This is a genomic window from Bradyrhizobium vignae, assembly GCF_900324035.1.
In the GTDB taxonomy this organism is placed as follows: Bacteria; Pseudomonadota; Alphaproteobacteria; order Rhizobiales; family Xanthobacteraceae; genus Bradyrhizobium; species Bradyrhizobium vignae.
This window is the reverse complement of the sequence record NZ_LS398110.1, coordinates 1,005,867-1,029,888: the sequence shown is the minus strand read 5'-3', so window position 1 is coordinate 1,029,888 and position 24,022 is coordinate 1,005,867. Positions and strand designations below refer to the sequence as shown.

Here is a 24,022-nt window from a genome sequence, read left to right as displayed (position 1 = left end):
GCGGGACAGATGCGTCCCAAAACAGACGGCTGCCGAGCGGCACATCGCCGCCACATCTGCCGGGCGTGATACTGCAACTGGCGGTCTATGCGCCGACGAGGCCGCAATATGGACAATGCTGTAGTTAATGCGCATGCGCATTAACCCGACCGTAAGCACTGCGACCGGTGAGACCGTGCGGCATCGGATTTGCTCTTCGGGCAAGCGCGTTTTTTCCTGTAAATTTGAATAGAACAAGCGCGGTCAGAAACCATGAACAAGCCAGCCACGATCGATTTCGCGACAGCCACGGCGATCCAAATCCCCGAGGCCGCGACAGGTACCGAGGCGCTTCATGATCTCGTCCACGGCGAAGCTCGCGACAGCCTGCTCGCCGTTCATGAGGTGCTGTGCCGCGAGCTGCCGCAGGGCCGGCTCGCCATTTATGAAGCCGGCGGCGGCTCGTGCAGCGTCCTGCCGCCAGAATTGCTGAGCCGCAGCAAAGTCACCGTCGTCGACATCGACGAGGACCAGGTCCGCAAAAACATCTACGCCGACGAGGCGATCCTCGGCGACGTCCAGACCTACCGCTTCGGCCGCGGGACCTTCGATCTGGTGATCTGCTACAACGTGATCGAGCATCTGCCGAACGTCGACGCTGCGCTCCTGAACTTCCGTGACGCGCTCAAGCGCGGCGGCATGATCCTGATCGGCGCGCCCAATCCGCGCTCGCTCTCCGGAATCGTCACCAAATATTCGCCGCACTGGTTTCACGTCTGGTTCTACCGGCACATCCGCGGCATCAAGGACGCCGGCCTGCCCGGCGAGCCGCCGTTCCCGACCTTCTTCCATCCGCTGGTGACGTTGCCCAGGCTCGAAGCATTCGCGGCCGCCAATGGCCTCGAGACGATCTATCGTCGTGAAGTCGAAAGTCCGCGCTATCCCGAGATGCGACGGCGCAAGCCGCTGTTTGCGGCCCTGGTCGATGCCGGCGCCGCGGTGCTGAACGCCGTGCTCCCGCGCGGCACCGACGTCCGCCGCGGCGACTATCACGTCATCCTGCGGAAGCGCTGACAGCCATGCGCGTGCAGCTGTTCGCGGAACGAACGGCGCTTGGCAGGCCCGCTGCGCTCGTTAACGAACCGTTAATCTCCAGAGGATCCGGGCGTCACGGCGACGCAGCAAAGAGTGGGATGCGCTTAAACGCTTTGTTTGCCATTTCGGTGAATAGTCCCTCAATGAGTATGGTTAATTTTCCCTGTTGCGTGGATTGGGCACCTATATCCCGGGTGCGTGGCGTAAAGCGAAGAGTAACCCCTCAGCCCGCGGCAGCAGCTGGAATGAAAGCTGGGGATCATGCTTGACTATAACCAGCCGATCGACCGGGCCGGACCGGAGGCCTCGCAACGGAAGCCTCGGGCCGGCGTCAACGTGCTGGAGCTTGCCAATCTGCTCTGGCGGCGAAAGGTAGCGATCACCGCGGCCGCCCTGCTCGGCGCGACGCTTGCAGTCAGCATCGGCAAGAGCGTGACGCCCCGCTACACCGCCACCGCTCAGCTCTACGTCGATCCGCGCGAGCTTCAGCTCGTGGACCGCGAACTCACGCCGCGCGCGCAGGACGTCTCCGGCATGTCCATGGTCGTGGAGAGCCAGGCGCGCCTCATCACGTCCAACAGCGTATTGCTCCAGGTGATCCAGCAGGCCGGCCTCGACAAGGATCCGGAATTCGGTGGCGGCGATGGCACGAGCCTGATGTCGTCGCTGCTCGGCCTGATCGGCCTGCACCCCCGCGCGCCTTCGGCCGCGGAGACGAAGGAAGTGCAGCTCGCGGCGCTCGAGGCACTGAGCAGGCACATCGCGATCCGCAAGACTGAGAAGAGCTTCATCGTCGACGTCGAGGTCTGGTCGACAGACCCCGCGAAAGCCGCGATGCTGGCCAACACGCTGACCAATGCTTACCTCGCCGAATCCCGCAGCTCGCAGGCTTCGGCCGCACGGCGCGCCACCAACGATCTATCCAGTCGCCTGAAGGAGCTGCGCGATCGGCTGCGCAACGCCGAGACCGCGCTCGCCACCTACAAGGCCCAGAATAATTTCGTCGGCACCCAGGATGCGCTGATCAGCGACCAGCAGCTTTCCGCCAGCAACCAGCGGCTTTCCGCGGCCCGGGCGGCGACGATGGATGCGCAGGCGCGGCTCGATCAGATCGAGGCGAGTCGCCGTAGCGCTGCCGATGCCGGCGCTATTCCGGAGGCGCTGCAATCGCCGACGATCGCGAATCTGCGCGCGCAATATGCCGATGCCCGCAAGAAATATGCGGAGCAAGCCGGCGAGCTCGGGCCGCGCCATCCGGCACTGCGTCAGACCGAGAAGCAGGTCGAGGACCTCAAGCGCACCATCAACGAAGAGATCGACCGCTTCGCGCAGTCCGCCAAGAACGATTTGACGCGCGCCCGCGATTTCGAGGCTTCGCTCAACCGGGCGCTGGAAGCGCAGAAGCGACAGAGCGTCCAGCTCAGCCAGGCCGCCGTGCGCCTGCGCGAGCTCGAACGCGAAGCCGATGCCAGCCGCGACGTCTATCAATCCTTTCTCAAGCGCTCCCGCGAGACCGAGGAGCAGGAGAGTCTGAACACTTCGGCGGCCCGTGTCATAGGTGAAGCGACAGTGCCGCAGCGGCGCTCGTTCCCGCCAGCTATGAGCCTGTTCGCCATGATCGGCTTCGTGTTCGGCGCCATCGCTGCATCGGGCTGGTTCGTCGCGGCTGAGTTGCTGTTCGCCGGCGCGATCGCAACGGCGCCCACGTCAGCCCGCCCACAGCGCACATCGGCGCCGGATGCAACACGGGTTCCGCAGCGCGCGCGCCCTTCGGAGGCTTCGCCGCCTCAGCCGGCCTCTCCGGATGTTGAACGGATTCCGCTGGAGCTTGCCGCTCCCCCGCTCCAGCCTGCGATGGTCGAAAAGCCCCTGATCGAAAAGCCGCTGATCGCACGCTTCCAGGAGGCCGACGTCATTCACACGCTCGGCGCCATCCTCGCTACCGGCGGAGGCGTCGATCTCACACGGCTGGGCTGGCCGACGCTCCGTCCCGGTTTTCCCCTGACGACGCTGCTCAACGCCTGGCGCGACATGCGCGCCGCAGTGGCGCGGCGCTCCGGCGGCAGGGCGATGCCGGTCGTCGCGCTCGTCGGGGCCGGCAAGACGAGCGGGCGTAGCGTAACCGCGCTGAATTTCGCACTGGCGGCTGCACGCGACGGCGCCCGCGTGCTGATGATCGATGCCGACCATCAGGCCCGCGTGCTCTCGAACAAGGTGATCCGTCCCGGCAAGAGCGAGCCGAGCCGGCTCGGCTGGCTCTCGATCGGCAGCAAGGACGCACGCGAGATCAAGACGGTCAACGGCATCTCGGTGCTGCCGGCCGCGGAGGGCGACGCCGGGAAGGCTGCCGACGCCATCCGCAAGGCCATTGCGCAGGCGCGCGCCGCGAGCGGCTATGACCTCGTGATCCTCGACGGCCCGGCGATGCCGCTCGCGGCCGGCGGCCGCAAGCTGCTCGACGACATCGATTCGCTGGTGGCCGTGCTGCCGACCTGCCTCGACGTCAACGACAGCCTGGAAGAGATCCTGACCGCGCTCGGCCCCGCGGAGCGCAAGCTCGTCGGCGTCGTGCTCGACGAGCTCACCCCTGCAATCCAAACGCGCCAGCGAGGCAAACAATATGCTTGAGCGTCGCGTCAACCTCGAGGGACGGGCAGCGACTGCCGACGTGCCGCGGATCACCGTCGGCGGGCTTCGCATGGCCGCGCTCGATCTGGAAGCCACCGCCGATTTCATGATCGAGGCGACCGATCCTGACAATCGCATCGGCCGCCCGCTGTTCCTGACCTCGGCCAATGGCGAGGTGCTGGCGCGCTGCTCGACCGAGCCGCAGACCGAGCGCCTGTTCCGCGCCGCCGACCTGATCAACGCCGATGGTCAGCCGCTGGTCGCGGCCTCGAAGCTGCAATCCTGGTTCCCGCTGCCGGAGCGCGTTGCGACCACGGACCTGTTCCACGTCGTCGCGCGCAAGGCGGAAGCAGTCGGCCGCACTTTCTACATGTTTGGGGCAAGCGAGGCCGAGAACGCCGCGGCGGTCGCAAACGTCCTGAAGATGTATCCACGCCTCAAGATCGTCGGGCGCAGCCATGGCTATCTGCGCGGCGAGGCGCTACGTGCCAAAATCGAGGAGATCAACGCCCTGGCGCCGGACTATCTGTGGGTCGCGCTCGGCGTGCCCAACGAGCAGGCATTCGTGAAGGAATTCACGCCGCATCTGACCAATGTTGGCGTTATCAAGACGTCCGGCGGCCTGTTCAACTTTTTGTCGGGGAGCCGTTCCCGCGCGCCGCAATGGATGCAAAAAATCGGCCTCGAATGGGCCTGGCGCACCTTGCTGGAGCCACGCCGTCTGTTCTGGCGCTATTTGACCACCAACCCCCGCGCGCTTTATCTTCTCTTCAGCCGCAACCGCCCCCTCCGCTAAGAGAAGAGCAGAAGACGACATGACCGACCGACCGACCGTCCTCGTCACCGGGGGCGCGGGCTATATTGGCTCGCATGCCTGCCGCGCACTGACCGCCGCCGGCTATCTGCCCGTCGTTTATGACAATCTCTCGACAGGTCATCGCAGCTTCGTCGCCGGCCCCCTGGTGACGGGCGATCTGCTCGATGGCGCATCGCTGGCGCGCGCCTTCGCCGAGCACAAGATCACGGCGGTCATGCATTTCGCGGCGGCGAGCCTCGTCGGGGAGTCCATGACCGACCCGCAGAAATACTACATCAACAACGTCCAGGGCACGCTGTCGCTGTTGCAGGCGATGCGCAACGCGGGCTGCCATCGCATCGTGTTCTCCTCGACCGGCGCCGTCTATGGCAACGCCGATTCCAAGGCGCTGCCGGAAGACTTTCCCTGTGCGCCGATCAATCCCTACGGCGCATCGAAGTTGATGATCGAGCGCATGCTCGCCGATTACCGCACGGCCTATGGCTTCGGTGCGTTCTGCCTGCGCTATTTCAACGCCAGCGGCGCGGACCCCGCTGGTGGCATCGGCGAGCTGCGCGACAACGAAACTCACCTCATTCCGCGCGCGATGATGGCGCTTCAGGGGCATGTCGACTTCGCGGTGTTCGGCGACGACTACGACACGCCCGACGGCACCGCGATCCGCGACTACATCCACGTCACCGACCTCGCGGCCGCCCATGTCGCGGCCTTGAGGCTTCTGGAACAAGGGCATGCCGGCGGCAGCTTCAACCTCGGCACAGGCTCCGGCTTTTCCGTGCGCGAGATCCTCGACGCCATCAGGCAGGAGACCGGACGCGAGGTACCGCATACCATCAAGCCGCGCCGCGCCGGCGATCCCACCTATCTGGTCGCGGACCCCTCTGCTGCGAGAAAGGTGCTGAACTTCGTGCCGCGTCACTCCGACCTGCCGACGGTCATCCGCACGGCCTGGGCCTGGCACCAGAAGGCGCATCCGTTCAGGTCGCGTTAGGCACCCGTAACTCCGATAGCTTGCCTGCCGTGCCCTTGAGCGGCTAGTATGCATATGCGCAGCTGCTCAGGCGCATCGCCGACAGCTGCGTATTTCCGCATTGCCGACGACGATGTCGACTTGCATGGTTCGGCCCATATGCGCGAGCCGATTTTCCGAGCGAAGTGACGATCACATCGGCGTGTCGTCGGGCACGGATTCTGGGAGCATCGACCACATGCATCAGGCTGCGCGCCTGGAATTCGAGCGCGTAATGGAGGAGTTCGTCGGCTGGCATGTCGTGCCAGAGGGCGAGCGCTCGCCTGCACCTGCCTGGTGGTGGGGCCCCGCCATGGCCATGGTCGACGACCAGGAGCCGATGAGCAAAACCTGCTGCTGCGCGTTGAATGTGAGCGAAGGGACGAGTTTCGCCGAAGGCGCGCGCAGCATTCTCGCGCTGTTCATCGAGCAGACGTCACTGACGGGGCCTCAGGACTTTCCGAGCAAGGCCGAAGGGCGAGAACACGAGGTCCGCGAGTTGCACCCGCAGCCGTCAGACGACGGCGCGTTTCAGCCGTGACGCTGTGCCTTCGTCGGCCGGTTCCGGCTGGAGCGGCGGCGCGACAGGCAGCGCAATCGGCCGCAGCAACTCGATCATCTGCCGCGCCGCCAGCGGCTTGGAGATGAGGAAGCCCTGCATCTCGTCGCAGCCATGGGTCCGCAGGAACGCCTCCTGTTCGGCATTCTCGACTCCTTCGGCGACGACAGTCATGCCGAGTGCCTTGCCCATGCTGATGATCGCCTGCGCGATCGCCTGGTCTTCCGAATCCTGGGGCAGGTCGCGCACGAAGGAGCGGTCGATCTTGATGGTGTCGATCGGGAAGTGCTTCATCAGCGACATCGACGAATAGCCGGTGCCGAAATCGTCAATGGCGAGACGGATGCCGCGGCTCTGGATGGAGTCGAGCACCTTCAGCGCGCGGCCGACATTGCGCATCATCATGCTCTCGGTGACCTCGAGCTGGAGCAGCACCGGAGACATGCCGGAGGCCGCGAGCGCCTCGTCGATGTCCTGCAACAGATGTTCGTCTGCGAACTGCCGCGGCGACAGGTTGACCGCCATCGATAGCGGCAGCAGGCCGCGGCGCTGCCAGGCCATGGCCTGCGCGCAAGCCTCATTCAGCACCCAGCGGCCGATCGGCACGATCAACCCGGTTTCCTCCGCAAGTGGAATGAACTGTGCCGGCGAGACGCTGCCGAGATCGGGATGCGTCCAGCGCAGCAGCGCTTCGACGCCCGTGATCTGACCGGTCTCCATATCCACCTTGGGCTGATAGTTCAGCGAGAACTGCTCGCGCTCCAGCGCTCGGCGCAGCGCGCTCTCGAGCGACAGCCGCTCGATCGACTGCGTCTTCACCTCCTTGGAGAAGAAGCGATAGCCGTTCTTGCCGTCCTCCTTGGCGAGGTACATCGCCATGTCGGCGTTCTTTGTCAGCGTCTGCGCGTCGGAGCCGTTGGCCGGATACATCGCGATGCCGATCGAAGCCGTGGTATGGCACTCGTGGCCGGCCAGCTCCATGGGCTCGGCAAGCGCGGCGAGCAGCTCGGTGGCGATCCGCTGGACGTCCTCGATCTCGCCGCACTGGTCGAGGATCACCACGAACTCGTCGCCGCCGAGGCGCGCGACCACGTCGCTCGCTCGCAATGCGCCGCGCAAACGATTGGCCACTTCGAGCAGGAGCAGGTCGCCGGCCTCGTGCCCCAGCGAATCGTTGATGACCTTGAAGCGGTCGAGATCGATGAAGAGCACCGCAAAACGGTGATCGCGGCGCTGCGCCGTGTCGATCGCCGCGCGCAGCAGCCCGTTGAAAGTCTCGCGGTTCGGCAGGTCGGTCAGGCTGTCATGCGAGGCGAGGTATTCGATCCGCTCGTCGGCCTTGCTCTTCTCGTCGGCGCGATCGAAATTCTCCATGGCGAAGGAGACGTTGTCGGCCAGACGTTGCAACAACTCGACGAATTCGGGCGTGAAGGTGTCCTTTTCGGTCGACATGTAGATCATGACGCCGACAGGTTGATCGTGCACGATCAGCGGCAACGCCGCCCCGGACCGCGCGCCGTCGCCGCGAACGATGGCATGGAAGGCGCTCACGCGCCGGTCGTTGAGATAGTCATTGCTGATGCAAGGCTGCCGGGTTCGGAACGCCGTGCCGGCCATCCCCCGGCCCTCGGGGCGCTCGGGGTCGACCGAGAGGCGGACATTACGCGTGGTGCCGGACGACGGTCCGGCGCTGGCGACGATCTCGATCTGATCGCTGTCGGCCTTCGCGAGCGCGATGGTGGTCGAGGTGAACTTGGCGCCGTTCGATGCGGCAAGACAGACGAGGTCGAACAGTTCGGCGCGCGACTTCGCCCGCATGATCGCCTCGTTGGTGGCGCTCAGTGCCGCGAACATGCGCGTCAAGCGCACCTTTTGCGCCTCGGTGCGGACCTTCTCCTCGGCGCGATCGAAATTATCGAGCGCGAAGGAGACGTTCTCGGCGAGGCGCCCGAGCAATTCGACCAGATCGGACGTGAACGTGTTCTCTTCGGGCGCGAGAAAAAGCAGGATGCCGACCGGCTCCTGGCCTGCTTTCAGAAGCGGGAAGCTGGCCGCTGCCCGCGTTCCGTCCTCGATCGCCTTCGTCCGCCAGTAGGCTGAACGCGGCTCGTGCAGATAGTCGTTCATGACGCTGGGCCGGCGGGTCAGGAGCGAGGTGCCGATGATGCCCTGGCCCTCGGGATGGCCGGCGGAAATGTTGCAGCTCCGTCCGACCATCTGCTCCTGCAGGCGTCCCTTCACCGCGACGACACGAACGAGCTCCTTTTCCTTGTCGATGATGCCGATCGTCGCCGAGGCGAACACATCGCCGAGGACGGCCGCCTGGCATGCAGCCTCGAACAATTCCTCGCGGGTCTTGGCGCGCATGATGGCTTCATTGGTTGCGCTTAGCGCCTCGAACATTCCGCTGAGGCGATTGCGCTGCTTGTCCGCTAGTGCTTTCTCCTCGGCCCGATCGAAGCTTTCCAGCGCAAAGGAGACGTTGGCCTGGAGCTTGCACAGCAGCTCGACGAGTTCGGGCGTGAAGGTGCCGCGCTCCGGGGAGTTGAACAGGAAGACGCCCTCGAGCCGGTCGCCGTTGAACAGCGGCAGCGCCGCGGAGGACGCGATGCCGCTGCGGCGGGCGCTGGCCAACCGGGGCGCAATGCGGTCGTCGGCGAGCACGTCGTTACTGACGGCAGGCTGGCGCGTGCGGAACGCGGTGCCGGTCAGGCCGTGCCCTTCCGCCACCTCATCGGAGATCGAAAACTTGAAGTTGCGAACTTGGTCGGCATTCGGTCCGTAGCTGGCGACCACGCGCAGCAGCTCGCCGCGCTGGTCGAGCAACGCAATGCTGGCCGAGGTGAACTTGGCGCCTTTGGCCGTCGCCTCGCAGACGAGGTCGAACAGCTCCGAGCGTGACCGTGCGCGCAGGATCGCCTCGTTGGTGGCGCTGAGCGCCGCATACATGCGCGCCAGACGTTCCTCTTCCGCCGCGATCCTGGCCTTCTCGGCCTCGCGGCGGAAATTTTCGATCGCGAACGAGACGTTCTCCGCCATGCGCAGCAGCAGCGCGACGATCTCCTCGTCCTTGGCCCAGGAACGGCTGATGAAGAACAGGAGCACGCCGACGCTTTCGCCGCGCTTGATCAGCGGAGCGACCACGCAGGCGGCAACGCCCGTGTCGATGTTGGCCTGCTCCCAAGGCGAGCCCTTGGTGCGGCTGGCGAGATCATCCTCGACGATCGCCTTTTGCGTCCGGAACACCTCGCCGGAGATGCCCTTGCCGCACGGATTCTCCGGGTCGACCGAATAGCGCGCCTGGGTGACGAGCTCGAGATTCTGCCCAGTGGCGGCGACAGGCTTCATCCAGTGCGAATCCGGCTCGCGGAGCAGCACGATGGTCGCCAGCGACTTGCCGCTGTGGACGGAGGCATCGCAGACGAGCTGGTACAGTTCCTGCTCGGTCTTGGCGCGCAGGATCGCCTCGTTGGTGGCGCTGATGGCGCCGAACATGCGGTTGAGCCGCCGTGTCGCCCGTTCGCTGGTCTGCCGCGCGGTCTCGCGGGCGAAATTGTCCAGCGCGTAGGAAATGTTCGCAGACATGCGCTCGAACAGCGACACCATCTGCTCGTTCAACGAGTTGGCCTCTCTGCGCGTCACGTACAATACGCCGACGCTCTTGCCGTTGCAGAGTAGCGGCAACGCCGCCGCCGCACCGATGTGCGCCTTGGCGGCGCCCTCTCGCCACGCCAGCGAGCGCGGATCGTTCAGATAGTCGTTGCTGACACACAGCTTCTGATCGCGGAATGCCTCGCCGCCGACGCCAGATCCTTCAGGCGTACCGGCGTCCGTCGTGATCAGAATCGAGCGCAGCCGCGGAATGTCATCGCCGCAGCCGGCGGCGAATCGCAGGCGCTGGCCGTCCGGCTCGACCAGGAAGACGGCAACGGCCAGAAAGTCCCCGCTCGAGAATCCGGCGTCGCAGACCTTCTGGTACAGCTCGTCCGACGATCTCGCGTAGAGGATCGCTTCATTGATTGCGCTCAGCGCCGCAAAGGTGCGCGCGAGTGTGGTCGGCACGATCTCAGCTCCCGCGGCAATTCTGCCTATTTCTCCCGGTGCCTTTATGAACGGCGATCGCCTAAGTGGTCGTTATTGCGCACTGCAAACCGTCGATCAAAGTGAACGAGCAGCGAACGAGCAGCACAAAATTGCCGGAAATGCCGCTGCGCGGGACGTCCCTTCGACCAAAGGCGCGTTCTCTTTACGAATTTGCAGCCCTGTGTTGGTTTATGGGAGATTGATATCGCTGCTGCGCTTTGAGACGATGGCACCCAACAAGCAGCCTGTGATGGGCACCAAGCCGAGGGAACGCCATGCCGATCGTCAAGGCCGATCGCCTCACGCGCGTCAGCGCCGCCCTGCTGCGCGCCGCCGGGGCGTCCGAGGAGGAGGCCGATGCTGTCGCAATCGGTTGCGTCAACGCCAATCTCGCCGGCCATGATTCCCACGGCGTGATCGCCGTTCCCACCTACATCGACCGCATCAAGGCCGGTCATATCGTTCCCGGCGCCAAGTGGACGATCGTCCAGGAATCGCCGACCACGACCGTGATCGACGGTCATTGGGGCTTTGGCTTTCACGTCAACGCAAAGGCCATGGCGCTGACGATCGAGAAGGCGAAGACCGCGAACGTTGCCGCCTGCACCGTGTTCCGGCAGAGCCATGTCGGCCGCCTCGCCGCCTATCCCTTGATGGCGATGCGCGAAGGCATGATCGGGATTGCAACGGCGGACTCCGGCCGCTCGCCGAAACACGTCGCTCCGTTCGGCGGCAAGGAGGCGCGGCTCGGCACCAACCCGATCTCGATCGCGGTACCGTCCGATCTCGATGCACCCTTCTGTCTGGACATGGCGACTTCGGCGGTGGCGGCCGGCAAGATCCAGCTCGCGGTCGCGCGTGGCGAGGAGATCCCGACGGGATGGATCATCGATGCCGAGGGGCGTCACACCATCGACCCCACCCAATATCGCAAGGGCGGCGCGCTGCTGCCGCTCGGCGGCCGCGAAGGCTACAAGGGCAGCGGCCTCGCCGCCATGGTCGAGGTGCTTTGCGGCCTGCTCACCGGTCTCGGTTTTGGCGTCGAGCCCACGGGGCGTCATAATGACGGCTGCTTCATGGCGGTCTTCAATGTCGCTGCGTTCCGCCCGCTGCAGGAGTTCAAGCGCGAGGTCGCGGAATTCGCGCGCTATCTGAAATCGACGCCGCCGTCCGAGGGCAGCGCGGGCGTCTGCTATCCCGGCGAGATCGAGGGTTTGCGCGAGCAGCAGCGCCTGCGCGACGGCATCGAGATCGAGGATGCCACGTGGGAGAAGCTGCGCACGCTGGCCCGTGAGTACAGGCTCGACACGGTGCTCGATCTGGCCTGACGGCATCAGGAGAACAGCGGCATGAATCGGCAGATGGTACTGGTCGGCTTCCTTCAGGCACAGAACTGCACGAACTTGCCGAGCTCCTGGCGGCATCCGGACTCGCGCGCCGATTCGATGTCGGCAGACTATTATCAGGAGATCGCCAGAATCCTCGAAGCCGGCAAGTTCCACATGGCCTTCTTCGACGACCGCCTGGCGATGCCGGACCGCTATGGCAACGACCACGCCCACACCGTCGAATACGGCATCCGCTGCGTGAAGATGGATCCGCTGATCGTGCTGACCACGATGGGCGTCGTCACCGAGAAGCTCGGCCTTGGCGCGACCTGCTCGACCACCTATTACGAACCGTTCGACGTCGCCCGCCGCTTCGCAACGCTCGACCTGATGTCCGGCGGCCGCGCCGGCTGGAACGTCGTCACCTCGCTGAACGACGGCGAAGCGCTTAACATGGGCCGCGACTCCCATCCCGAACACGATTCCCGCTACGACCGCGCCGATGAGTTCATGGAGGTCGTGCTCGGCCACTGGGACACCTGGGAAGATGGCGCGCTCATCATGGACAAGACCAGCGGCCGCTTTGCCGACCCGACCAAGGTGAAGCGGCTCGACCACCAGGGGCCGGCCTTCAAGTCTCGAGGTCCGTTCACCGTGCCGCGCTCGCAACAAGGCCATCCCGTCATCATCCAGGCCGGTGCATCCGGCCGCGGTCAGCGCTTTGCCGGCCGCTGGGGCGAGGTGATCTTCACCGCCGCGCGCAGCCTCGATGCCGCCAAGGCAGGCTATGCTTCCGTGCGCAACGAGGCCGCAAAAGCCGGCCGCGATCCCGACCAGATGTTCCTCTGCAACCTGACGACGCCGGTCTGCGCCGCGACCAAGGCGGAGGCCGAGGACAAGATGGCGTTGATCAACAAACTGCCGCTCGAAATCGACGCGCTGTCGCTGCTCGCCGAAGCGCTCAATTATGACTTCGCCTCCAAGGACATCGACGAGCCGTTGACCACGGAAGAGCTGAAGAGCATGCAAGGCATCCTGGGCATCCGCGACGGCGTGCTGAAGACGTCAGGCAAGAGCAACCCGAGCGCACGCGACTTCGTCACTTTCTCCGGCCGCGGCCAGGTGCAGGACGCGATGGTCGGCGGTCCCAGGGAGATCGCCGACAGACTTGAAGAGATGTTCGTGGAGCGCGGCTGCGACGGCTTTGTCGTTGCGGCGACTTACGTGCCCGGCTCCTACGCCGATTTCGTGCAACACGTGGTACCGGAATTGCAGCGGCGCGGCCTGTTCCAGAAAGACTATCGCGGCAAGACGTTGCGCGAAAATCTCGGACTGAAGCGGCCGGCCGCCGGTGCCTGGAAGATGCAACCGCGCGATGCCGCGGAATAACAACGAGGACGCACCATGCGCTGGTTGAAATTCACCGCCTCGGGCGTGACCTCCTGGGGTCTCGTCGAGAACGACGAGGTCGTCGCGATCGACGGCGATCCGCTCGGTGAATGGCAACGCACCTCGCGCACGTATCCGCTTGGCGACGTCAAGGTCGAGCTGCCGCTGATCCCGCGCACCTTCTATTGCGTCGGCCTGAACTATCTGAAGCACCTGAAGGAGGCCGCCGACAAGCGCGGCGAGATTCCGGCGGTCCCCGACCGGCCCGAGATCGGCTACCGCGCGCAGAACGCGCTGATCGCCCACGACGAAGACGTCGTGATCCCTTCCTTTGCAACGGACAAGATCCACTACGAGGGCGAGCTCGTCGTGGTCATCGGCAAGAAGGTGAAGCATCTCACCGAAGCGAACGCGATGGATTGCGTGTTCGGCTACACCATCGGCAACGACGTCAGCGAACGCAGCTGGCAGAAGGCCGACCGCAGCCTGTGGCGCTCGAAGAACGCCGATACGTTCAAGCCGATGGGCCCGTGGATCGAGACCGAAGCCGATCTCGACAAGATGGAGACGATCGTCCGGGTCAACGGCACGGAGACCAATCGCTTCGTGACCGGCGACATGATCTTCGGCGTGGTGCCGTTCCTGGTCGAACTGACGAAGTATTTCACGCTATGGCCCGGTGATGTGATCTGGATGGGCACGGACGGCGCCTCGCCTGACATCAAGCACGGCGATGTCGTCGAGATCGAGATCACCGGTATCGGCAAGCTGCGGAACAGGTTCGTGCGGGAGGGGCAATAGCTCAGCGCTCAGCGCTCAGCGCGCGGTCCGGGATCGGCCCTTCACGTGATCGATGAAGGCTCTGAGCTTCGGCATGATTTGTCGATGGCTGGGATAGTAGAGAAACACCCCCGGCGTCATCGGAGCGAATTTCTCCAGCACGGCGACGAGTTTTCCCGTTCTGACGGCGTCGGTCGCCAGCGGCCCTGGCACTTGCGCAAGGCCGACGCCTTCGACGGCGGCACCTAGCATCGTCGGAAAGTCATTGGCGATGAAGGGACCTGCAACGGCAATCTCGATCGAACGACCGCCGTCGTTGAGCGACCACGGCGCGAGCGCACCGTTTGATCGCCGCAATCTCAGGCATGCGTGCTCGCGCAGATCGTCCGGCCGCCGCGGCCGGCCGCGGCGTTCAAGGTAGCCCGGGCTGCCCACGATCAGGAAAGGCAACGGTTTCGTCAGGCGGACCGCAACCATGTCCGGGGAGATGAACTGCCCCATCCTGATGCCGGCATCGAAACCACCGGCGGCGAGGTCGACCAGTTCTTCGCTTGCAGCGAGCTCCACCTCGATCTCCGGAAATGCCTGACAGAACGAGGCGACCAGGGGCTCCAGCAGAATCGGCACGACCGATCGCGGGACAGTGAGGCGCAGGAGCCCAGCCGGCCGCTGTCCAAGGTCGCGCGCGGCCCCGCTTGCCGCGACGAGCTCCTCGAAGGCGGGCCTCGCGCGCGCAAAGAACCGCTCGCCGGCCTCGGTCAGATTGACGCTGCGAGTCGTGCGCAGGAACAGCACGGCGCCGACGCGGGCTTCGAGTGCGCGCACCGCCTGGCTGATCGCCGACGGCGTCACCCCGAGCTCGGCAGCCGCCCGGCGGAAACTGCGGTGCTGGGCGACGCTCAGGAACGCCTCCACACCGTCGAGCGCACCCTGCCTGACTGTGAAGTTCTGCTTCATGGCCTATCAATATTATCGCGAATAGTCGCTCTCGCAAAGACGGCCTTACATCAGGATCGCAAATGCGCCGCTGGGTGCGTCCGACATTTGCGACATCGCGGCCATGGCCGCGATCGGAGAGATGAAACCGATGAAGGCAATCCGCAACATCGTCCTGGCACTCACCCTCACACTGACAGGTGTTACCCCCATGGCAGAGCCATCCCTTGCCCAAGCGCAAACCACGTCACCGACAACCGGCGTGATGGTCATTGTGACTGTCAGGCCAGGCATCACACGCGAACAGGTCATGGCGGTGATGCCCGATGAAATCAGGCAAACCACCCAGCTCTATCTCAACGGGATGGTTCGCGAATGGTATTCGCGGTCCGATGGGCGCGGAGCCGTCTTCCTGCTGAGCGTCAAGGATGTCGCCGAAGGGCACGCGATCATGGAAGGCCTGCCGCTGGCCAAGCAGAATCTCATCGACCACGAGTACATCGCGGTCGGTCCGCTCATGCCGCTCCGCCTGCTCATGGCCAAACCCTGAGCGTCGCCACGTCGATCGATAGGCATCGTCCCGGCTCGACAGCAGGGTCAAACATAGGGACTCCGAACGTGCCGCCGAACTTCAATCTTCCATTCGTTCTCAGCGTCGCCGGCGCTTTCCTGACCAGCTCGGTGGTCGCCGCCATCTACGTTTGGCCGGCGATCCGCGTGATGCCGCGCTATGACGCCCTGAGACTCATCGCAGCTTTCCATGCGTTCAGGTTCTTGGGAATGAACTTCATGGTGACCGGGTTCGTCTCTGCGGAGTTGAGTTCGCGCTTTGCCGCCGAGGTGGGATGGGGCGATCTTATCGCCGCCGTCCTCGCGCTTCTGTCGATGGCGGCTCTCTCATGGCGATGGTCTATCGCTATCCCTGTGGTCTGGATCTTCAACGTTTGGGGGACGCTCGACCTCCTGAACGCGTACTACATGGGCGCGACGAAGATCCCGGATCCCGGCCTGTTCGGCGCGGGCATTTATATTCCGACCCTCTACGTACCACTGCTGCTCGTCAGCCACGTCCTGGCCTTCATGATTCTGCTCAGGGCCGGAGGAGAGGCAAAAAGTTCGTGAGCTCAGAGAGGATCGCGATCGGTCACATGCCGGCCGCGAGCCTGACATGCGTCCGCAACCACGACGTTCCAGGTATGGTGAGCACATCAGCACCGATGCTGGTTCCGCCACCATGGTTGCGCCGCTTCTCTCGTTGCGCGAATTGCGCCGGCGGTCGGAGACGGCGTGAGCCGCGGATCCCTGACCTTGCCTCAAAACGGCAGCGCCACACTCGTCTTGATCTCCTTCAGCACCACATTGCTGCGGACGTAGCGGATGCCGGGAATACGGAACATGAACTCGTCGAGGAACCGGTTGTAGGCCGCCATATCCTGCACGACCACGCGCAAGTGATAGTCGGCATCGCCCGTGGTCGCGAAGCATTCCAGCACCTCGCGGCGCTTCGTCACCCGCGTAACGAACTCGTCCACGAACTTCGCATCGTGCCGCTCCAGCGAGACGTGAAGGATGGCGGACATCGCAAAGCCCGCCTGCTCGCGCGCGACCAGCGCCGCATAGCCCTGGATGACGCCGCTCTCTTCGAGCGCCCGCACCCGCCGCCAGCAGGCCGAGGTGGACATGCCGACTTCATCCGCGAGCTGCTGGTTGGTCGCACGGCCATCCTTCTGGAGGTGGGCGAGAATGCGCGTGTCCTGCTCTTCGATCATGAACGCCTCTCCAATTCGATCAAATCTACCAAATTCGTCATCACAATGCAAAATTCTACCGAATACGGCCTTGGTACCGGATAAATAGGTAGGACCTACCAACGACCAAGGCATAACTTCCATCGTTGGGCAGGATGCCGCGCGAGGTCCGCCATGGACGCCATTCCGTCACTCGATACTTACGAACTCTCTGATCGCTACGATCGCGAGGAGGGCCGCGTCTTCCTCACGGGCACGCAGGCCATCGTCCGCATCGCACTCGATCAGGCGCGTCGCGACCGGGCGAGCGGTCTCAACACCGCGGGCTTCATCTCGGGCTATCGCGGCTCACCACTCGGCGGCATCGATCTCGAGCTGTGGCGCATTCAGGAACGGCTGAAACGGGATCGCATCGAATTCCTGCCGGCCGTCAACGAGGACCTCGCGGCGACCGCGGTGCTCGGCTCGCAGCAGGTCGAGACGCAAGGGGACCGCGAGGTCGATGGCGTGTTCGGGCTCTGGTACGGCAAGGGCCCCGGCGTCGATCGCTCCGGCGATGCGCTCAAGCACGGCAACGCCTATGGCTCCTCGCCGCATGGCGGCGTGCTGGTGGTCGCCGGTGACGATCATGGCTGCGTCTCCTCCTCGATGCCGCACCAGTCAGACGTCGCCTTCATGAGCTGGTTCATGCCGACGCTGCACCCGGCCGATGTCGGTGAATATTTGGCTTTCGGCGAGTATGGCTATGCACTGAGCCGCTTCTCCGGCATGTGGGTCGGCTTCAAGGCGATTTCGGAGATCGTGGAATCAGGCGCATCCGTCGCGCTGCGCCTGCCGCGCGCCTTCCGAATGCCCGACTTCACGCCACCGCCGGGCGGCCTGCACTATCGCTGGCCCGACTTGCCGGGCCCGCAGATCGAGGAACGGCTGGAGGCGAAGAAGCACGCGGTCTATGCCTTCGCCAAGGCCAACCCGATCGATCGCCACATCTACGACATTCCGGACGCGACATACGGCATCGTGACCACAGGCAAGGCGCATCTCGATTTGATGGAGGCGCTGCGGTTGATGGGCCTGGATGAAGCTGGCTGCCGCAGCATCGGCATCGACGTCTACAAGGTCGGCATGGTTTGGCCGCTGGCGCTGCATGACGCCATGGACTTCGTGAAAGGCAAGCGCGAGATCCTCGTGGTCGAGGAGAAGCGCGGCATCATCGAGAGCCAATTCAAGGAATACTTTTACGACTATCCCGGCAGCAAGCCGGAGCGCATGGTGGGCAAGCATGACGAAACCGGCGCAAGGCTGATTTCCTGGATTGGCGAATTGTCGCCGCGGGCGCTCGCTTCCGTGCTGGCGCGCCGGCTCGATCCGATGTTTCCCGGCCTCAATCTCGCCGCCCGCGCAGCCGCCTTAATGCCGGAAGCGGCGCGCACGATCAACATCAGCGGCGCAACACGCACGCCGTATTTCTGCTCCGGCTGCCCGCACAACACTTCGACAAAAGTGCCTCAGGGATCGAAGGCACTCGCCGGCATCGGCTGCCATTTCATGGCGAGCTGGATGGACCGCGAGACCTCCTCGCTGATCCAGATGGGCGGCGAGGGCGTGAACTGGGCAGCATCGTCGCGGTTCACCGGCCACAAGCACATCTTCCAGAACCTCGGCGAAGGCACCTATTATCACTCCGGCTCGATGGCGATCCGGCAGGCGATCGCGGCTGGCGCCAACATCACCTACAAGATCCTGTTCAACGATGCCGTCGCGATGACCGGCGGCCAGCCGGTCGACGGCCCCGTCAGCGTGCATGCCATCGCACACAGCGTCCGCGCCGAAGGCGTGGCACGCATCGCATTGGTGTCGGACGATCCCGCGCAGTTCAGCCCGGCGGACCTGCCCAGCGGCGTGACCATTCACCCCCGCGAGGACATGGAGGCCGTGCAGCGCGAACTGCGCGAGATTCCCGGCGTCTCGGTGCTGATCTATCAGCAGACCTGCGCTACCGAGAAGCGGCGCCGGCGCAAGCGCGGACAGATGGTCGATCCCAAGCGCTTCGCCTACATCAACGATCTCGTCTGCGAGGGCTGCGGCGACTGCTCGGTCGAATCCAACTGTCTCAGCGTCGAGCCGAAGGAGACGCCGTTCGGCCGCAAACGCCAGATCAACCTGTCGGCCTGCAACAAGGATTTTTCTTGCCTGAACGGCTTCTGCCCCAGCTTTGTTACCATCGAGGGGGCGACGCGTCGGAAGAAGAGCGCGAGCCAGATCGACGTAGCCGGCCGCGCAGCCACGCTACCCCTACCCGCGCCCGCAACACTCGACCGCCCCTATGACTTGCTTGTCACCGGCGTCGGTGGCACCGGCGTGATCACGGTCGGCGCGCTGATCGGCATGGCCGCGCATCTCGAGCGTCGCGGCGTCTCGGTGCTGGACTTTACCGGTTTTGCGCAAAAATTCGGGCCCGTACTGAGCTACATCCGCATTGCGTCAAGTCCCGACGCGCTGCACCAGGTGCGCATCGACCAGGGTGCGGCCGATGCGCTGATCGGCTGCGACCTCGTCGTCAGCTCTTCGCCGAAGGCGTCCGGCACCTATCGTCGCGGCACGCGCGCCGCGGTCAACACGGCGGAAATGCCGACCGGCGACGTTGTCCGCTTCCGCGATGCCGATCTCGCTTCGCCAGCTCGCCTGCGCGCAATCCGTCAGGTCGTCGGCAATGACAATCTCGACACGATCAATGCCAATGCGCTGGCCGAGCGCCTGCTCGGCGATGCTGTCTATTCCAACATCATCATGCTGGGCTTTGCCTGGCAGCGCGGTCTGGTTCCGGTCTCGCTGCAGGCGTTGCTTCGTGCGATCGAGCTCAACGGCGTCGCCGTCGAGCGTAACAAGCAGGCCTTGGCCTGGGGTCGGATCGCCGTGGCCGATCCGGACTTTGTGCCGAAAGCAAACGGTGCGCCCGAAGCCGAGACGCTCGAGCAGCTCATCGCCCGGCGTGCTGAGTTCCTCACGGCCTACCAGAATGCGGCCTATGCGACGCGCTACCGGACGATCGTCGCAAAAGTGCGTAATGCCGAAGCGAACCTGAACAGCGAGGCGCTGACCGAGGCGGTCGCTCGCGCGCTGTTCAAGCTGATGGCCTACAAGGACGAGTACGAGGTGGCGCGGCTGCACATGCGAATCGGCTTCCTCGACGAGTTGAAGGGCGAATTCGAGGACGGCTTCACAATCCAGTATCACCTCGCCCCGCCGTTCCTGCCGTCGCGGCGCGATGCACGTGGACGTCCGCGCAAACGTGTCTTCGGCCAATGGATCCAGATACCTCTGGCCATGCTCGCGCGCTTGAAAGGGTTGCGCGGAACGCCGTTCGATCCGTTCGGCTATACCGCAGAACGGCGCGCTGAGCGCGAACTGATCGCCTGGTATGAGGGCCTGATCGAGCGGATGCTGGGCGAGCTCGACACGGCGCGTCTTCCGGATCTCGTTGCCGTAGCGAAGGCCCCCATGGACATTCGCGGCTATGGGCCCGTGAAAGAGGCTGCGATCGTGTCGGTCAAGACCGAGGTCGAATCCCTGCTCGCGCGGCCGAGAGCGGCGCGAGCGGCCTGAGCGCAGCGTCGCTCATGAATACGGGTTGATCAGCTTCTGCTGCTCGGCGCTGTGGTGCACGAGCAGGTCTATGAAGGTCCTGACTTTCGCCGACAGATGATGACGATGCGGATAGACCGCATTCATGGAGAGCTCGACCGTTCGATATTCCGGCAAGAGGCGGACGAGACGGCCGGCTTCGAGATCGTCCTGAATGAGAAACCCTGCCATCAGGCAGACGGCCGCACCCTCCAGGGCGACCTTGCGCAGTGCTTCCCCGCTATTGGTGACGAAGCTGCCCGAGATACGCACGGCGGCTGGTGTGCCTTTGCGATCAAGGAAACGCCATTCGTCGCCGAATGGATAGTTCAAATGCCGACCACAATTATGCCCGGTGAGCTCGTCGAGCTTCTGCACCCGGCCGTGCTTTTCGATGTAATCGTGGGAGCAGCACAGCACGTGACGCCAGGTGGCTAGGCTCCGCACGATCAGGCTCGAATCGGGCGGCGGGATCATGCGCAGCGCAACGTCGTAGCCTTCCTCGATGAGATCGACATCGGCCTCGCCCATGCGCAGATCGATCTTGAGCTCCGGATAGGTCGACAGCAGTTTCGCCACGACCGGCGCGACGAACGGCACCATATGGGTGGCGACGTGAATGCGCAGCGTGCCGCGAGGCACCGACTGCAATTCGCTCGCAATGTCGTCGGCCTGTTCGATGTCGGCGAGGATCTGGACGCAGCGTTCGTAATAGGCCTTGCCGATCTCGGTCAGATTGACCTTGCGCGTGGTGCGGTGAAGCAGCCTCACCCCGAGCCGGTCTTCCAATGCCTGAATGTGATTGCTCACCATGGTGGTCGACATGTTGAGCTTGCGGGCTGCTGCGGAGAAGCCACCGGTCTCGACCACCCGGCTGAATACTTCGAGGCTGGTCAATCGATCCATGCTTCCCTGCACCAGGATGTACGCATCAGCAGCAATCGCGCGACAGAGGCAGCAATCACTCTGGCGCAGTCGCGAGCCTGACCCGCTAGACATTGCGAACCAAGCCGATGGTTCCGATTATCCACTTGCAACGGATAATCCTTTCAGAATTTTGCCAATTATCATCCGGGCCGGCAAGACCGATAGTCTCAGCGAGCCGACAGGAGACCGCAATGTCCGAGATGCCCCGCACCGAGATCTTCCAGCAAGCGACAGAAATCACTCGCGATTGCTCCAAGGTGCCGCCAGCCATCCCGGCCCGGAACATGGTCCGGCGCGCGGCCTTGGTGCTCGCGCTCCTCGCGGGGACGACAGCCCTCGCCTACTACGGACACGATTACTGGACCAGGGGCCGCTACCTCGAGACCACCGACGACGCCTACGTGAAGGCGGACTCCACGATCATCGCGCCGAAGGTCTCCGGGTACATCGCAAAAGTGCTGGTCGGCGACAACGAGAAGGTCAAGGCAGGCCAGCTGCTGGCCAAGATCGACGACCGCGATTTCAAGGCGGCACTCGACCAAGCCCGCGCCGATGTCGCGGCTGCCGAAGCATCCGTACGCAACATCGATGCCCAGCTCGAACTGCAACAGCCGATCATCGAGCAAAGCACGGCTGATGTCGCTGCTGCGGATGCCAATCTGAAATTCGCGCAGGAGGAGCGCGCCCGCTACGACGACCTGATGAAGTCGGGCTCCGGTACGATCCAGCGTGCGCAGCAGACCGATGCGGCGCTACGCGCCAGCAATGCGCAATTGCAGCACGCCAAATCCGGCCTTCTGGCTGCACAGCGCAAGATCGACGTGCTCACCACGCAGCGCGCCCAGGCCGCGGCCCAGCTCGAGCGTGCCCGTGCGGTCGCGCAGCAGGCGGCGTTGAACCTGTCCTATACCGAGATCACCGCGCCGGTGGACGGCACGGTCGGCGCCCGCAGCCTGCGCGTCGGCCAATACGTGCAAGCCGGCACGCAATTGATGGCGGTGGTGCCGCTCGATGCGGTCTATGTCGTTGCCAACTTCAAGGAGACCCAGCTCACGCATGTGCGGCCCGGCCAGCCGGTCGAACTGCACGTCGACAGTTTCCGCAATCGGACCCTGCACGGCCGTGTCGATAGCTTGTCGCCGGCGAGCGGGCTCGAATTCGCGCTGCTGCCGCCCGATAACGCGACCGGCAACTTCACCAAGATCGTGCAGCGCGTTCCGGTGAAGATCGTGCTCGACGACCACAGTCTCACCGGCCTGCTGCGCCCCGGCATGTCCGCGGTGCCGACCATCGACACCAAGGCGACGGTGCTGGCCGATCGCGAGACGGCCAAACGTCTCGCCAACAACGCCTCCCGCCCCGACGGGAGCTGACGCCGGAAGGCTCCGGCAGGATTGTCAAATCCTGCCGGATGATCCTTCCAGGACTTCCTCGATTATCGAAATCGTCCGCCTATCGCATCCTGTCTCCGTACCCGAGACGAGGCTTCCATGAGCACGCTCCAACCCGCCCTCAACGTCGCATCCGCCGCCACCATTCCCACCCCCGCCGCTCGGGCGGTGCTCGCGAAAACCTGGATCGCTGTGATCGGCGCGACGCTCGGCGCCTTCATGGCGGTGCTGAACATCCAGATCGTCAACGCCTCGCTCGCCGACATCCAGGGCGCGATCGGCGCCGGCATCGACGACGGCGGCTGGATCTCGACCTCCTATCTGATCGCCGAGATCGTGGTGATCCCGCTGTCGGGCTGGCTCGCGCAGGTGTTCTCGATTCGAATCTATCTGCTCACCAATGCGATCCTGTTCCTGGCTCTGTCCGCAGCCTGCGCGCTGGCGCAGGATCTGTCCCAAATGATCGTGCTGCGTGCGATCCAGGGCTTCACCGGCGGCGTGCTGATCCCGATGGCTTTCACGCTGATCATCATGCTGTTGCCGCGCGGCAAGCAGCCGGTCGGCCTCGCGCTGTTCGCACTGTCGGCGACGTTCGCACCGGCGATCGGGCCGACCATCGGCGGCTATCTCACCGAGAATTTCGGCTGGCAGTACATCTTCTACGTCAATTTGGTGCCCGGCGCGATCATGGTTGGCATGCTCTGGTACGCGCTCGAGGCCAAGCCGATGAAGCTGTCCCTCCTGCGCGAGGGCGACTGGGCCGGCATCATCACCATGGCGATCGGCCTTTCCGCGCTCCAGACCGTGCTGGAGGAGGGCAACAAGGACGACTGGTTCGGCTCGCCCTTCATCGTCAAGCTGTCGATCATCGCCGCCGTGGCGCTGACCGCCTTCCTCATCATCGAGCTCACGGTGAAGAAGCCACTGTTGAACCTGCGCCTGCTGGTGCGACGCAATTTCGGGTTCGGCATGCTCGCGAACTTCCTGCTCGGCATCGCGCTCTACGGCTCTGTGTTCATCCTGCCGCAATATCTGTCGCGCATCCAGGGCTACAATGCCGAGCAGATCGGCATGGTGCTGGCCTGGACCGGACTGCCGCAGTTGGTGCTGATCCCGCTGGTGCCGCGCCTGATGCAGCGCTTCGATGCGCGGATCATCATCGGCATCGGCTTCGCGCTGTTTGCGGCATCCAATTTCATGAACATCTACATGAGCAACGACTACGCCGCCGACCAGCTGCTGTGGCCCAATGTCGTTCGCGCGGTCGGACAGGCCCTGGTCATGGCGCCGCTGTCGGCGGTGGCGACCGCCGGCATGGAGGCCGAGAATGCCGGTTCGGCTTCCGGCCTGTTCAACATGATGCGCAATCTCGGCGGCGCGGTCGGCATCGCGCTGCTCCAGACCGTGCTGACCAAGCGCGAGCAGTATCACTCCAACGTGCTGATGCAGTCGGTCTCGGTATTCGGGCAGGCGACGCGCACGCGGCTGGAGCAACTCACCCAGTATTTCATCAACCACGGTGTCCTCGACCATGCGGACGCTGCGCATCGCGCCTATGTCGCGGTCGGCCGTATCGTGCAGAAGCAGGCCTATGTCCTCGCCTTCAGCGACACCTTCTATCTGCTCGGCATGGCGCTGATCGTGGCGCTGCTCGCCGTCCTCTTCCTGAAGAAGCCCGGCCAGACCTCGGCCGGTGGTGCCCACTGATTTCACCCCAGCAAGCAAGGAG

At 64.3% G+C, this 24,022-nt stretch carries 17 protein-coding genes; 13 read left to right on the top strand and 4 right to left on the bottom strand.

All coding sequences use genetic code 11. The features are described 5' to 3' along the window. The first annotated feature begins 252 nt into the window (after nt 1-252). The 5 genes from BRAD3257_RS04955 (at nt 253) to BRAD3257_RS04935 (ending at nt 6,069) form a co-directional block, all read left to right on the top strand. The gene (locus BRAD3257_RS04955) at nt 253-1,053 is read left to right on the top strand and encodes a class I SAM-dependent methyltransferase (RefSeq protein ID WP_122400911.1); all 801 of its coding nucleotides are present in this window, start codon (nt 253-255) and stop codon (nt 1,051-1,053) included. 282 nt (nt 1,054-1,335) lie between these two features. Further along, nucleotides 1,336-3,702 (top strand): exopolysaccharide transport family protein, encoded by a 2,367-nt coding sequence (locus BRAD3257_RS04950; protein WP_122400910.1) that lies wholly within the window; start codon nt 1,336-1,338, stop codon nt 3,700-3,702. Beyond that, the gene (locus BRAD3257_RS04945; protein ID WP_122400909.1) at nt 3,695-4,498 is read left to right on the top strand and encodes a WecB/TagA/CpsF family glycosyltransferase; all 804 of its coding nucleotides are present in this window, start codon (nt 3,695-3,697) and stop codon (nt 4,496-4,498) included. The genes BRAD3257_RS04950 and BRAD3257_RS04945 overlap by 8 nt, the downstream gene beginning before the upstream one ends. Nucleotides 4,499-4,517: 19 nt before the next feature. After that, a complete protein-coding gene (gene galE, locus BRAD3257_RS04940; protein ID WP_122400908.1) occupies nt 4,518-5,510 on the top strand; it encodes a UDP-glucose 4-epimerase GalE in 993 nt (330 codons plus the stop codon). Between the two features lie 217 nt (nt 5,511-5,727). Then, entirely contained in the window at nt 5,728-6,069 is a 342-nt protein-coding gene (locus BRAD3257_RS04935) for a hypothetical protein (RefSeq protein WP_122406376.1), read from the top strand. Here the strand turns inward: BRAD3257_RS04935 and BRAD3257_RS04930 are convergent. Then, the gene (locus tag BRAD3257_RS04930) at nt 6,043-10,149 is read right to left on the bottom strand and encodes a bifunctional diguanylate cyclase/phosphodiesterase (protein ID WP_122400907.1); all 4,107 of its coding nucleotides are present in this window, start codon (nt 10,147-10,149) and stop codon (nt 6,043-6,045) included. The genes BRAD3257_RS04935 and BRAD3257_RS04930 overlap by 27 nt on opposite strands. Before the next feature lie 296 nt (nt 10,150-10,445). Here BRAD3257_RS04930 and BRAD3257_RS04925 point away from each other — a divergent pair, with 296 nt between their 5' ends. From BRAD3257_RS04925 to BRAD3257_RS04915, 3 genes are read left to right on the top strand one after another with little or no spacing between them, the layout of a single operon-like run. Continuing rightward, nucleotides 10,446-11,498, top strand: a complete 1,053-nt coding sequence (locus BRAD3257_RS04925; protein ID WP_122400906.1) for an Ldh family oxidoreductase — start codon at nt 10,446-10,448, stop codon at nt 11,496-11,498. A gap of 21 nt (nt 11,499-11,519) precedes the next feature. Then, the gene (locus tag BRAD3257_RS04920; RefSeq protein ID WP_122400905.1) at nt 11,520-12,887 is read left to right on the top strand and encodes an LLM class flavin-dependent oxidoreductase; all 1,368 of its coding nucleotides are present in this window, start codon (nt 11,520-11,522) and stop codon (nt 12,885-12,887) included. Between the two features lie 15 nt (nt 12,888-12,902). After that, a complete protein-coding gene (locus BRAD3257_RS04915) occupies nt 12,903-13,688 on the top strand; it encodes a fumarylacetoacetate hydrolase family protein (RefSeq protein WP_122400904.1) in 786 nt (261 codons plus the stop codon). A 15-nt stretch (nt 13,689-13,703) separates the two neighbouring features. Here BRAD3257_RS04915 and BRAD3257_RS04910 read toward each other — a convergent pair whose 3' ends face one another. Then, complete coding sequence (locus tag BRAD3257_RS04910; RefSeq protein ID WP_122400903.1) at nt 13,704-14,624, bottom strand: LysR substrate-binding domain-containing protein; 921 nt, start codon at nt 14,622-14,624, stop codon at nt 13,704-13,706. Between the two features lie 103 nt (nt 14,625-14,727). Between BRAD3257_RS04910 and BRAD3257_RS04905 the strand changes: the two genes are divergently transcribed. Together BRAD3257_RS04905 and BRAD3257_RS04900 are read left to right on the top strand one after the other, a co-directional pair. Continuing rightward, nucleotides 14,728-15,153, top strand: coding sequence for a hypothetical protein (locus BRAD3257_RS04905; protein WP_122400902.1), 426 nt, complete (start codon nt 14,728-14,730; stop codon nt 15,151-15,153). 68 nt (nt 15,154-15,221) lie between these two features. Beyond that, nucleotides 15,222-15,725, top strand: a complete 504-nt coding sequence (locus BRAD3257_RS04900) for a hypothetical protein (RefSeq protein ID WP_122400901.1) — start codon at nt 15,222-15,224, stop codon at nt 15,723-15,725. A 191-nt stretch (nt 15,726-15,916) separates the two neighbouring features. Here BRAD3257_RS04900 and BRAD3257_RS04895 read toward each other — a convergent pair whose 3' ends face one another. Continuing rightward, nucleotides 15,917-16,372: an Lrp/AsnC family transcriptional regulator gene (locus tag BRAD3257_RS04895; protein ID WP_122400900.1), complete on the bottom strand. Its 456-nt coding sequence runs from the start codon at nt 16,370-16,372 to the stop codon at nt 15,917-15,919. A gap of 153 nt (nt 16,373-16,525) precedes the next feature. On the opposite strand from BRAD3257_RS04895, the gene BRAD3257_RS04890 reads away from it, so the two are divergent. After that, nucleotides 16,526-19,957 (top strand): indolepyruvate ferredoxin oxidoreductase family protein, encoded by a 3,432-nt coding sequence (locus BRAD3257_RS04890; RefSeq protein ID WP_122400899.1) that lies wholly within the window; start codon nt 16,526-16,528, stop codon nt 19,955-19,957. 12 nt (nt 19,958-19,969) lie between these two features. On the opposite strand, the gene BRAD3257_RS04885 is transcribed toward BRAD3257_RS04890, so the two are convergent. After that, nucleotides 19,970-20,881: a LysR family transcriptional regulator gene (locus tag BRAD3257_RS04885; protein WP_122400898.1), complete on the bottom strand. Its 912-nt coding sequence runs from the start codon at nt 20,879-20,881 to the stop codon at nt 19,970-19,972. Between the two features lie 212 nt (nt 20,882-21,093). Here BRAD3257_RS04885 and BRAD3257_RS04880 point away from each other — a divergent pair, with 212 nt between their 5' ends. Both BRAD3257_RS04880 and BRAD3257_RS04875 read left to right on the top strand, forming a co-directional pair. Continuing rightward, the gene (locus tag BRAD3257_RS04880) at nt 21,094-22,275 is read left to right on the top strand and encodes an HlyD family secretion protein (RefSeq protein ID WP_122400897.1); all 1,182 of its coding nucleotides are present in this window, start codon (nt 21,094-21,096) and stop codon (nt 22,273-22,275) included. 117 nt (nt 22,276-22,392) lie between these two features. Next, the gene (locus BRAD3257_RS04875; protein ID WP_122400896.1) at nt 22,393-24,000 is read left to right on the top strand and encodes a DHA2 family efflux MFS transporter permease subunit; all 1,608 of its coding nucleotides are present in this window, start codon (nt 22,393-22,395) and stop codon (nt 23,998-24,000) included. Nucleotides 24,001-24,022: the final 22 nt, after the last annotated feature.